Genomic DNA, 12,221 nt, shown 5'->3' on the forward strand with positions numbered 1-12,221 from the left:
ACAATCATTGCTCGATCAATAGTAGATTGACCCACAACGTATTGTTGGGTTAGTCAGAAAAACGGAGAATCGACTAATATACTATAAGATAAGAGAATTGCAAAAAATCTAGCGCTTTTGATGTCCGTCTAGGAAGCGATCTACACAATAACTGATGTAATTGGTGGTTTCTTGTTCGTTTTCTTCAATGGGAAGATTCATTAAAATTCGCCATTCTAAATTTCTCAAAATTCCAAAATAAAGTTGTGCCGAATACACTGGATTTTCGCAGACCAAAGTGCCTTTTTGATGCGCTTGAGCGAGTTCTTGAGAAATGGCAAATTGAATATGTTTAGGACCTTTTTCATGTAAATAAAGCGCCAAAGTGGGATTGACTTGAGACTGTTCAATCACCAAACGCATAAATGCAGCATTTTCGGGTTGCACAATATGCTTATTAAAATTAATTAAAGTATTGATTAAATAATTTCTTAAATCTGAATGTTCCGCATCGAAAGGAATGCAAATGTCGTTAAAAAATTGTTCACGCCGATAATCACAAATCGCAGTAAACAAACCTTCTTTATTACCAAAATATTTATAAATTGAGGCTTTGGAACCCCCTGCATGCTGCACGATATCATCCAAAGATACAGCATCATAACCTCGTTCAAGGAACAGTGTATTGGCACTCAATAAAAGTGCAAGACGGCGTTCAAGCCCTCGACGTGTGTGAGGTAAGTCACAGCCGTTCACTTCTACTGTTGCTTCGAGGTTTGCCATGGGATTCAGCATATTAAGTGAATATTGATAAAATTTAAGAACTTGAAATCAGTATAGCAAATTCATAGCCCGATTACTGTTTTGAAGGTGTATTTAATAATCTTCAGTCAAAGCCTAGATTTTTTATCCTTAAAAAAATGAATGAATATTCACTTTATATGACTAAAGTTTTAGAGCAAAAACACTAAATGGTCATTTCCGAATAATTATTTGCCGTTATACTCAGGATTCGAACAACGAAATAAATAACTGTGGAAAAGGATATGACAGAACAAATGTCTGCAGGTTTAAGATTTAGACAAGCATTAGAAAATGAAAAACCATTACAAATTATGGGAACAGTGAATGCTTATGCAGCCATGATGGCCAAGCAAGTCGGTTATAAAGCCATTTATCTATCGGGCGCTGGTGTTGCAAACTATTCATATGGTTTGCCTGATTTGGGTATGACCAGTTTGGATAATGTCTTAGAAGATGTTCGTCGTATTACTGAGCGCGTGGATACGCCATTATTGGTGGATATCGATACAGGTTGGGGAGGTGCATTTAATATTGCACGTACGATTAAACAAATGACTGCTGCGGGTGCTGCTGCTGTTCATATTGAAGACCAAGTAGCGCAAAAGCGTTGTGGTCATCGTCCGAATAAAGAAATTGTGACTCAGCAAGAAATGGTCGATCGTATTAAAGCAGCCGTAGATGCGAAAACAGACTCAAATTTCGTGGTCATGGCACGTACTGATGCACTGCAAAAAGAAGGGCTACAAGCCGTGATTGATCGTGCATGTGCTTGTGTAGAGGCGGGTGCAGATGCAATTTTTGCTGAGGCGATGACTGACATTACCATGTATCGCACTGTATGTGATGCGGTGGGTGTGCCGGTATTGGCAAATATTACTGAATTTGGTGATACGCCTTACTACACCGTGGACGAATTGGCAGAGCAGGGTTTAAGCATGGTGTTGTACCCATTGTCTGCAACCCGTGCGATGCAGAAAGCTGCGCTGGAAGTGATGCGCTCGGTACGTAAAGAAGGCACACAAGTGAATGTGCTCGATATTATGCAAGAACGAAAAGAACTGTATGAATTTTTAGATTATCACACTTTTGAAAACACCTTAGATAAACTGTTTAAGCAGGAGAATTAAAAAAATGGCTGAAGGAAAAGTACTCACGGGCGCAGGATTGCGCGGACAAGTTGCAGGCAAAACTGCACTGTCAACTGTAGGCAAAAGTGGTGCAGGTCTAACTTATCGTGGTTATGACGTACAAGACCTCGCTGAAAATTGTCAATTTGAAGAAGTGGCTTATTTGATTTTCTTTGGTGAATTGCCAACGTCTGAACAGCTAAACCAATATAAAGCCAAACTTAAATCTTTGCGTTCATTGCCACAGGCTTTGAAAGAGGTTTTAGAGCGTATACCTGCTGATTCGCACCCGATGGACGTGATGCGTACAGGGGTTTCTATGCTGGGTAATATCGAAACTGAGCAATCCTTTACAGACCAGCAAGATGTTGCAGATCGTATTTTGGCAACGTTACCTGCAATCATTTGCTATTGGTATCGTTTTAGTCATGATGGCGTACGCGTAGAAGAAAATACCGATGATGAGTCAATTGGTGCACAATTCTTGCATTTATTACGTGGTGAAAAGCCGAACGAGTTGCATGAACAAGTGATGAATGTGTCACTCATTCTGTACGCTGAACATGAATTTAATGCCTCTACCTTTACAGCGCGTGTATGTGCTTCAACCTTATCTGATATGCATTCATGTATTACCGGTGCAATTGGATCACTTCGTGGTCCACTGCATGGGGGTGCCAATGAAGCAGCAATGGAAATGATCGAGAATTGGACTTCACCTGAAGAAGCTGAGCGTGAAATGCTCGGTAAGCTTGAGCGTAAAGAAAAGATTATGGGCTTTGGTCATGCCATTTATAAAGATAATGATCCACGTAATGGCATCATTAAAATTTGGTCTGAAAAATTAGCCAAAGATGTGGGAGATACGGTGCTTTATCCAGTATCTGTTCGTTGTGAAGAAGTGATGTGGCGTGAGAAAAAATTATTCTGTAATGCAGACTTTTTCCATGCCTCGGCTTATCACTTTATGGGTATTCCAACCAAATTGTTTACGCCGATCTTTGTGATGTCACGTGTAACAGGTTGGGCGGCACATGTGATGGAACAGCGTGCAGACAACCGTATTATTCGCCCAAGTGCGGATTATACCGGTCCTGAACTGCGTAAAGTCGTGCCAATTGCAGAGCGTCAAGCGGCTTAATACTGAAGCGCCTAGATCCTTGTAATATTAAAGCGTCCAATGAATCTCATTGGGCGCTTTTTGCATATAAAAGGAAATATAAAGTGTTTTAAAATCTGATTCAAAATGAGTGAATATCGAAATCAAAATAAGGATAAATAACGTGAATTGTGAATGGGGTATCAACTGTCAGAGATGAAAATGAACTTGAACGTAATTTCAACAGAGCGTCAAGACGGTGCATTGATCAGGTTGATTGATATTCTGAATTTGATTCCAGACAATAACTATTCTTGGTCAATTTTAGAATATGAGGGTATTGGTGGGTTGGGAATTAATGATTTTAGTTTCGAGCAAGTCTGTCAATATGCTCAGTCAAATTCGCAAGGATTTATTCTTAATTTTAATGATTTAAAAGTTTTTGCCAGTACGCTTCATCAAACATTAGATTGTTTGATTGTGGCAAGTAAAGATACTAAGGATTTCTTATTGGATCGAGCACAGATTGAAAATTTTTATCATACACCGTACTTGATTGAGGTTTGGGATGGATATGAGTGGTTAATTGGGGCGCAAGAGGCTTTAAATATAGACGCTTTAGAGTAATTGCTATGTATGTGTTCTTTATCATCAATTTTTAGGCGACAGCTAAGCCTTAATGCAGGCTTTAGCTGTCAGTTGCTTTCAAAATTACTCTGCTAACGACACAATTTCTTCTTCATCGTCATCGGCTGTATCCATACCAAGTTCTTTCAGCTTACGGGTTAAGGTGTTACGTCCCCAACCGAGAAGCTCAGCGGCATGACGCTTACGACCACGGGTTTGCTGTAAAGCAGCATTGATTAAAGTGCGCTCAAACATTGGAGTGGCAATATCAAGTAACTTCATTTCGCCATTTTTCAGCTTTTGTACCGCCCATTGTGATAATAATTCATCCCAATGTTGGATTAAAACACGATCAGGGTGTGCCGCTTGATTTGGATCATCTGATTTCGTAATTGGAATCTGTTTGAGTTCCGATGGTAAATCTTCAGGATAAACTTCACGCCCCGTGATCATGACTGTGAGCCAGCGACAGGTATTTTCCAGTTGACGCACGTTCCCTTGCCAAGGCAGTTGTTGCATGTATTCTACAGTTTCTGAACGTAAGATCTTTGGACTGACACCCAACTCTTTACCTGCACGGGCTAAGAAGTGTTGCGCCAACATTGGAATATCTTCAGAGCGATGCGCCAGTTTTGGAATGTGAATGCGAATCACATTTAAACGGTGATATAAATCCTCACGGAATCGACCATCATGCACCAATTTTTCCAAATCTTGATGCGTCGCAGCCACAATACGCACATCCACACGCACAGGAATATGACCGCCGACACGGTAGAATTCACCATCTGCCAATACACGTAGTAAACGTGTTTGGGTTTCAAAAGGCATATCGCCAATTTCATCGAGGAATAGCGTACCGCCATTGGCTTGCTCAAAACGACCTTGGCGTTGTGAGTTGGCACCCGTAAAAGCACCTTTCTCATGACCAAAAAGTTCAGTTTCAATTAAATCTTTTGGAATGGCTGCCATGTTTAACGCAATAAAGGGTTTGCTTCCACGTGGCGAATGACGATGCAGTGCATGTGCCACCAACTCTTTACCTGTGCCTGATTCACCATTAATCAGTACCGTAATATGAGACTGCGAAAGTCGTCCAATCGCACGGAACACTTCCTGCATCGCAGGAGATTCACCAATAATTTCAGTCGATTGAATCGGTTTAACGGACTTGGCAGATTCTTGTTGTTGTAATTTGTTGAGATGCATAATGGCACGATTCACTAGTGCCAATGCTTCATCAATATCAAAGGGTTTGGGTAGGTACTCAAACGCACCGGTTTGATAGCTCGACACAGCCGATTCTAAATCCGAATGTGCGGTCATAATAATAACAGGTAAATCAGGATAACTGGTTTTGACCTTAGCTAGAAAGGTTAAACCATCAATCCCAGGCATACGAATATCGGTCAGAATCACATCGGGTGTGTCTTCTGCCAATTGATCAAGCGCAGACTGTGCTTCTTCAAAGCTGGTGACATCGAAACCTTCTTCTTTAAAGGTTTTTTCCAGCACCCAGCGCATGGCGCGATCATCATCAATTACCCAAATTTTATTTCGCGACATGGTTTAACTCCCAAGGTATATAAAGGCTAAATACAGTTTTTCCGGGAACCGATTGGCATTCAATCATTCCGTTATGTTGATGCATAATATTTTGAGCAATACTTAAGCCAAGGCCTGTTCCTTTTGCTCGTCCGGTAACAAGTGGATAAAATACAGACTCTAAAATGTCTTCTGGAACACCAGGTCCATTGTCTGCAATATCAATACGAATCGCAGAACGATGCAAAACACCGTTAATGGTAACAAGACGTTGGATGCGTGTTCTTAAGCTGAGTTCAGGTTGTTCTTCTTCAAAGAATTCTTTATTTTCAGTCATGGCTTGTACAGCATTCACGCTAATATTGAGCATGACTTGAATCAGTTGATCACGATCTGCCATGACTTCAGGCAGTGACAAATCATAGTCACGGGTGATTTTAATTTTTTTCTTGGTTTGATTGACGATTAAAGCGCGTACACGTTCTAAAGGTTCATGCACATTGACCCATTCATAACTTGGTAGTTGCCGTGAACCGAGCATTGTATCAGCTAAATTTCTCAGCCGATCTACTTCACTGATAATGATGTTGGTAAATTCAGCATATTGCGGGTCATTTAAGCTGCGTGCTAATAATTGCGTTGCGCCACGAATCCCCCCGAGTGGATTTTTAATCTCATGCGCTACACCACGAATCAGTTGGCGTGCCACTTGGTGCTGCTGAATCAGATTTTCTTCTTTAGATATTTTCAACATTCGATCAATCGGATTGAGTTCGATCAGCAGTAAAGGGTGGTAAGGTTTGCCCGCATTTAATCGAACGACACTATAGTCAACGTGTACATCTTTAAAGTTCACAATAATTGTGGCTTCACGTCGTGTATAGGCTTGACCTGTATTTACGGTATTGGTCAGCGCATCTGCGGTATCAAAACTGTCACCCGGAGACTGTAAAATGTTAAGCACCGGTTGTCCCATAGCGCGAAGTAAACTGATATCAAACAGCGTTTCGCATGATGAGTTTAAGTAAAAGATATTTAAATTACGGTCGACCAATAAAATGGCGGTAGACAAGTTGTCTACCAGCAAGCGATAGTCAATCGGAGGTTGTTGATCCATTAGCTTAACAATCCTGTATTAAAATAGCGCAATGGCATCTATATCTCATTCTAAAATTGCTCATTAAAAGGGATTTATTGATATAAAGCGTCCCTAAATAAAGCAAGATGCACGCCAACTTTGTTAAGACATCTCATTTTATTTGGCAATTGCTTTTTAAATATGAAAAAAGTGCTGCTTGTCTTCTATATATAGGAAGAATATTCCGGATGTAAAGTAAATATGCATTAAAATGGTGCATTAAATAATTTTGATAATTTAACTGGATATATTTTGGTGCGTTATACAATAGGCAAGCCTAGCACCTGTATTTATGGAGCGAAAAGTCATACAATACGCCGATTATAGTGGAGTGCAGATTCATGAAATCCCCCAAAGTCGGTTTTGTTTCTTTAGGTTGTCCTAAGGCGTTGGTCGATTCCGAACGAATTTTAACTCAGTTGAAGACTGAAGGTTATGATGTAGCGTCTGATTATGACGGTGCTGATTTAGTTGTTGTAAATACCTGTGGTTTTATTGAATCTGCGGTACAAGAATCTCTTGATGCGATTGGCGAAGCCATGAGCGCAAACGGCCGTGTTATTGTGACGGGCTGTCTCGGTAAAGATGAAGATAAAATTCGTGAAATGCACCCGAATGTCCTGAAAGTGACAGGTGCAGCAGCGTATGAAGAAGTGATGGATGCGGTTCATCAATATGTGCCTGAACCGCCAAAACACAATCCATTTATTGATCTCGTGCCTGAACAAGGCATTCGTTTAACGCCGAAACATTATGCTTATTTAAAAATTTCAGAAGGCTGTAACCACCGTTGCACATTCTGCATTATTCCAAGTATGCGTGGTGATTTAGTTTCTCGTCCTGTAGGTTCAGTACTCACCGAAGCACAAGCTTTGAAAAAAGCCGGTGTGAAAGAAGTTTTAGTCATCTCCCAAGATACTTCTGCTTATGGTGTGGACACTAAATACAAGCTTGATTTCTGGAATGGTCAGCCGGTTAAGACCAAGTTCTATGACATGTGTGAAGCATTGGGTCAATTGGGTATTTGGGTGCGTTTGCACTATGTGTATCCATACCCACACGTGGATGCAGTCATTGATTTGATGGCACAAGGTAAAATTTTACCTTATTTGGATATTCCGTTCCAACATGCCAGCCCACGCATCTTAAAATTGATGAAACGTCCTGCGCACAGTGAAAATACATTGGAGCGTTTAAAAGTTTGGCGTGAAAAATGTCCAGATTTGGTTCTTCGTTCAACTTTCGTTGTGGGTTTCCCGGGCGAAACTGAAGAAGACTTCCAAATGTTATTGGATTGGTTGCAAGAAGCACAGCTTGACCGTGTAGGGTGCTTCACTTACTCACCGGTTGAGGGTGCTACGGCAAATGATTTGCCTGATCATGTCCCTGAAGAAATTAAGCAAGAGCGTTATGAACGTTTTATGCAAGTTCAGCAAGCGATTTCTGCAGCCAAACTTCAAAAACGTATCGGTCAAACCATGACTGTGTTGGTTGATGATTTGGATGAAGAATTCCCAGTTGCGATTGCGCGTTCATATGCCGATGCCCCAGAAATTGATGGTAACGTGTTTGTAGAAGACATCGACAAGAGTTTAATTAAATCAGGCGATTTGCTTGAAGTTGAAATTACTGATGCAGATGAGTATGACTTATTTGCCAAGTTGATTTCGATTAAATCAGCGTGATGGGTCGCTGATTAAAGTCGCTCAATTAAATAAGTAAAACGTATTGAAGAAATGACGTCATTGGAGTTAAAGATGCTAGATTCAAAAAAACCACGCTTTGGGCGTATCTTGTTGAAGTTGTCTGGTGAAGCGCTTGCAGGAAATAAAGACATGGGTATTGATGCTCAAGTCTTAGACCAAATGTCTTTATCGATTGCGCACTTGGTCGGTTTGGGTGTGCAAGTGGGTATCGTCGTTGGTGGAGGTAACTTATACCGTGGTAGCCAACTTCAAAAAGACGGTCTCGTAGGACGTGTGACTGGCGACCAAATGGGGATGCTAGCAACTGTCATGAACGGTTTGGCTTTGCGTGATGCTTTGGTGCGCCGTAACATCAAAACGCGTTTAATGTCAGCACTTTCGATTGGTACTGTGGTTGAATCTTATTCTAGCCGTGATGCAATTCGTCATTTGAACAATGGTGAAGTGTGTGTATTTGTTGCAGGAACAGGTAATCCATTCTTTACAACTGATACTGCCGCTTGCCTACGTGGTATTGAAATTGAAGCGAACTTAATCTTAAAAGCGACCAAGGTTGATGGTGTCTACAATAAAGATCCAAGCAAATATGAAGATGCTGTTAAGTATGATACTTTGACTTTTGATCAAGTACTTGATGAAAAGTTAGGTGTCATGGATTTAACCGCGATTTGCTTATGTCGTGACCATCATGTGCCATTACAAGTATTTGATATGAATAAATCAGGTGCTTTACTGTCTGTGGTAATGGGTGAAAAAGAAGGGACTCACGTTACAAACTAATGTACGTGGGTGCTAAAGCTCTTTATACTAGCCGCAAATTGAATTCAACACTTTAAATAAATTAAGTAAGGAAGATCATATGATTAACGATCTTAAAAAAGACAGCGAAGAACGTATGAACAAGACGCTTGAGTCTATGGAACATGGTTTCGCAAAAGTACGTACTGGCCGTGCGCACCCATCAATTTTAAATGGTGTGATGGTTCCTTACTATGGTTCAGATGTACCATTAAACCAAGTAGCAAACGTGGGTGTTGAAGACTCACGTACTCTAGTTGTTCAACCGTTTGAACGCACCATGGTGTCTGCAATTGATAAAGCGATCCGTGAAGCTGATTTGGGTCTAAACCCAATCACTGCGGATGCGATTCGTGTGCCAATGCCAGCATTGACTGAAGAAACACGTAAAGACATGCAGAAAGTTGCACGTTCTGAAGCTGAAAATGCCAAAGTTGCGATCCGTAACATCCGTCGTGATGTATTGGGTGATATCAAAGCATTGTTGAAAGAAAAAGAGATTTCTGAAGATGATGAACGTCGTGCAGGCGATGACATTCAAAAAATCACCGATAAATTCGTTGCTGAAATTGACAAGCGTCTTGCTGCAAAAGAAGCTGAATTGATGAAGGTATAATCTACAGAATGACCATTTCTGAAGATCAATCCATTCCTCAACATGTTGCCATCATTATGGATGGCAACAATCGTTTTGCCAAAAAGAAACAAATGCAAAAGGGTGATGGACACCGTGAAGGGAAAAACGTCCTTGACCCGATTGTAGAACACTGTCGTAAAGTTGGGGTGAAAGCCTTAACCGTTTATGCCTTTTCAAGTGAAAACTGGAATCGTCCACAGTATGAAGTGGATTTACTCATGGCGTTGTTGGAAGAAACCATCCATGAGCAAATTCCTCGAATGATTAAGTTCGAAATTTCACTGCGTTTTATCGGGGATCGTAGTCGTTTATCGCCTAAGCTTCGTGCACTCATGTTGCATGCTGAGGAATTGACTGCTAAGTTTACCCATATGACGCTGACCATTGCTGTGAGTTATGGTGGCATGTGGGATATTTCCCAAGCTGCTCAAACACTTGCGCAGATGGTCAAAGATGAAAAGCTTGAAGTAGAGCAGATCACACCTAGTGTATTTAGTCAGCATGTGAGCTTGGGTGATTTAGCCCCTGTCGATCTGATGATTCGCACCGGTGGTGATTATCGAATTTCGAATTTTTTATTGTGGCAAGCGGCGTACGCAGAGTTTTATTTTACGCAAACCTTGTGGCCTGAATTTACCATTCAAGAACTTGATCATGCCTTCGATGTATTTCGAGGTCGTGAACGACGTTTTGGTAAAACTTCAGAGCAAATTCAACAAGAGAAAACAGAGAACGAATAATGTTAGAGCGGATAATTACCGCCTTGGTTTTGGTCGCTGTTGTACTGAGCTGCATGTTTGGTACAACATCATCTTATCCAATGTTGGTGTTAATGATTGTCGCTGCAGGGGGAGCAGGCTATGAGTGGTTTAAACTCATGCCACATCAATCTGTTTCAGTGAGTAAAATCAAAGCAGGATGCTTTGGCGTTTTAACTGCTGTCTTTTCTGGGCTTGCGCTGTATTTTAATGATCTTGCACTGATTCTGTGGAGTGCATCGATCATCACCTGGATCATTAGTTTATTTTGGGTGAAAAGTTATCCAGCTTATGATGGTTGGTATAACCCAAGTCTGAATATTATTGGTTTGGTGCTCATTAGTGCTGCAGTGACTGCGATCTTTGATGTTTGGTCAAGTTCACCGTGGTGGTTAATGTATCTGTTCCTGTTGGTATGGGGTGCGGACAGTGGTGCTTATTTTGTTGGGCGAAAATTCGGTCAGCGTAAACTTGCCCCCGAGGTGAGTCCAAACAAATCCATTGAAGGTTTGATCGGTGGAATTGTTACCGTTGCGATCGTGATTGTGTGCGTGCAATCGCTGTATTTAAACCTTTCATTAACACAACATATTCTTTTCCTAATTTTATCTATCATTACTGTATTTAGTTCTGTGCTTGGTGACCTGTTTGAATCGATGATCAAGCGTCGTGCAGGCATTAAAGACTCTGGTCGTATTTTACCGGGTCATGGTGGTGTGTTAGATCGAATTGACTCATTACTTGCTGCCGCGCCAATTTTCGCAGCAGGAATGTATGTTTTAAAACTTATTGGTGTAGATTTATAGATGTCTCAATCTGTTTGTATATTAGGTGTTACAGGTTCAATTGGTCAAAGTACCTTAAAAATTTTAGATCAACATCCCGACAAATACTCAGTCTTTGCGGTCACGGCTTATAGTCGTATCGATGCATTGAGTGAAATATGCAAACAGTATCGACCGAAAATCGCTGTGGTTCCTGCACATAAAGTGGATGAGCTTCAGAGCGTTTTTAAACAAAAAAATATTCAAGGCGTTGAGATCTTATCTGGTGAAGCAGGCTTAATTGCTGTTGCAGAGCATTCAGAAGTCGATGTCGTGATGGCAGCGATTGTGGGGGCTGCAGGTCTGTTGCCGACTTTGGCAGCAGTGAAAGCGGGTAAGCGGGTATTACTTGCCAACAAAGAAGCCTTAGTGATGTCGGGTGACATCATGATGCAAGCCGCTAAAGATCATCATGCTTTATTGCTTCCGGTAGATTCTGAGCACAACGCTATTTTCCAATGCTTACCGCAAAATTATTTCCAAATCGAAACTCATAAAGAACCTCAACTCGGGGTTAAGCAAATTTTGCTGACGGCTTCGGGTGGCCCATTTTTAAATCATACGCTTGAACAGCTGAAGGAGGTTACACCTGCTCAGGCGTGTAAGCATCCGAATTGGTCCATGGGGCAAAAGATTTCGGTCGATTCTGCAACCTTGATGAACAAAGGCTTGGAGTTAATCGAAGCGTGCCATTTATTTTCAATTAAAGAACATTTTGTTACAGTCGTGGTTCATCCACAAAGTATCATTCACTCTATGGTTCAATATGTAGATGGTTCAACTTTGGCTCAAATGGGTAATCCCGATATGTGTACACCCATTGCTCATGCATTGGCATGGCCTGAGCGATTGACCACACATGTTCCACCGCTTGATTTGTTCACTCATTCTCAACTCGATTTCACAGCGCCTGATATTACTCGTTTTCCAGCTTTAAAGTTGGCGCGTCAAGCAATGCAAGTAGGTGGTTTGGCGCCTGCGATTTTAAATGCAGCCAATGAAGTGGCTGTCGCTGCATTCTTAAAACAGCAAATTGGCTTTTTAAATATTCCAGAAGTAGTTGAACATACGTTAAATCAAATAGATAATGCTTCTGCAGAGGCATTGGATGTCATTCTGAACATTGATCAGCAAGCACGACAAGTGGCCACGCAACGTATAACACAACTAAGTAGGTAA

Annotated in this window: 12 protein-coding genes; 9 read left to right on the top strand and 3 right to left on the bottom strand. The window is 41.2% G+C overall.

Going from position 1 to position 12,221, the window contains the following annotated elements; all coding sequences use genetic code 11:
- Positions 1-108: 108 nt before the first annotated feature.
- Positions 109-762: a TetR/AcrR family transcriptional regulator gene (locus G8D99_RS07020; protein WP_320108672.1), complete on the bottom strand. Its 654-nt coding sequence runs from the start codon at positions 760-762 to the stop codon at positions 109-111.
- A 263-nt stretch (positions 763-1,025) separates the two neighbouring features.
- Here G8D99_RS07020 and prpB point away from each other — a divergent pair, with 263 nt between their 5' ends.
- From prpB to G8D99_RS07035, 3 genes are all read left to right on the top strand, one after another.
- A complete protein-coding gene (gene prpB / locus G8D99_RS07025) occupies positions 1,026-1,910 on the top strand; it encodes a methylisocitrate lyase (RefSeq protein WP_166323880.1) in 885 nt (294 codons plus the stop codon).
- A gap of 4 nt (positions 1,911-1,914) precedes the next feature.
- Positions 1,915-3,051, top strand: coding sequence for a bifunctional 2-methylcitrate synthase/citrate synthase (prpC, locus tag G8D99_RS07030; protein WP_166323882.1), 1,137 nt, complete (start codon positions 1,915-1,917; stop codon positions 3,049-3,051).
- Positions 3,052-3,204: 153 nt separating this feature from the next.
- On the top strand, positions 3,205-3,636 hold the full coding sequence (locus tag G8D99_RS07035; protein ID WP_166323884.1) for a hypothetical protein: 432 nt from the start codon (positions 3,205-3,207) through the stop codon (positions 3,634-3,636).
- Between the two features lie 84 nt (positions 3,637-3,720).
- Here the strand turns inward: G8D99_RS07035 and glnG are convergent, their stop codons facing one another.
- Together glnG and glnL are read right to left on the bottom strand one after the other, a co-directional pair.
- Entirely contained in the window at positions 3,721-5,202 is a 1,482-nt protein-coding gene (glnG, locus tag G8D99_RS07040; protein ID WP_166323886.1) for a nitrogen regulation protein NR(I), read from the bottom strand.
- The gene (gene glnL / locus G8D99_RS07045) at positions 5,189-6,298 is read right to left on the bottom strand and encodes a nitrogen regulation protein NR(II) (RefSeq protein ID WP_166323888.1); all 1,110 of its coding nucleotides are present in this window, start codon (positions 6,296-6,298) and stop codon (positions 5,189-5,191) included. Before glnL ends, glnG begins: the two co-directional genes overlap by 14 nt.
- Before the next feature lie 362 nt (positions 6,299-6,660).
- On the opposite strand from glnL, the gene rimO reads away from it, so the two are divergent.
- The 6 genes from rimO to ispC all read left to right on the top strand — a co-directional run bounded on the left by rimO (position 6,661) and on the right by ispC (position 12,221).
- Positions 6,661-8,004, top strand: a complete 1,344-nt coding sequence (rimO, locus tag G8D99_RS07050) for a 30S ribosomal protein S12 methylthiotransferase RimO (protein ID WP_166323890.1) — start codon at positions 6,661-6,663, stop codon at positions 8,002-8,004.
- Positions 8,005-8,076: 72 nt separating this feature from the next.
- On the top strand, positions 8,077-8,805 hold the full coding sequence (gene pyrH / locus G8D99_RS07055; protein WP_166323892.1) for a UMP kinase: 729 nt from the start codon (positions 8,077-8,079) through the stop codon (positions 8,803-8,805).
- 79 nt (positions 8,806-8,884) lie between these two features.
- The gene (gene frr, locus G8D99_RS07060) at positions 8,885-9,439 is read left to right on the top strand and encodes a ribosome recycling factor (protein ID WP_166323894.1); all 555 of its coding nucleotides are present in this window, start codon (positions 8,885-8,887) and stop codon (positions 9,437-9,439) included.
- An 8-nt stretch (positions 9,440-9,447) separates the two neighbouring features.
- Positions 9,448-10,200, top strand: a complete 753-nt coding sequence (uppS, locus tag G8D99_RS07065; protein WP_166323896.1) for a polyprenyl diphosphate synthase — start codon at positions 9,448-9,450, stop codon at positions 10,198-10,200.
- Positions 10,200-11,024: a phosphatidate cytidylyltransferase gene (locus G8D99_RS07070; protein ID WP_166323898.1), complete on the top strand. Its 825-nt coding sequence runs from the start codon at positions 10,200-10,202 to the stop codon at positions 11,022-11,024. The genes uppS and G8D99_RS07070 overlap by 1 nt, the downstream gene beginning before the upstream one ends.
- Positions 11,025-12,221, top strand: coding sequence for a 1-deoxy-D-xylulose-5-phosphate reductoisomerase (gene ispC, locus G8D99_RS07075; RefSeq protein WP_166323900.1), 1,197 nt, complete (start codon positions 11,025-11,027; stop codon positions 12,219-12,221).

The organism is Acinetobacter lanii (assembly GCF_011578285.1).
Taxonomy (GTDB): Bacteria; Pseudomonadota; Gammaproteobacteria; order Pseudomonadales; family Moraxellaceae; genus Acinetobacter; species Acinetobacter lanii.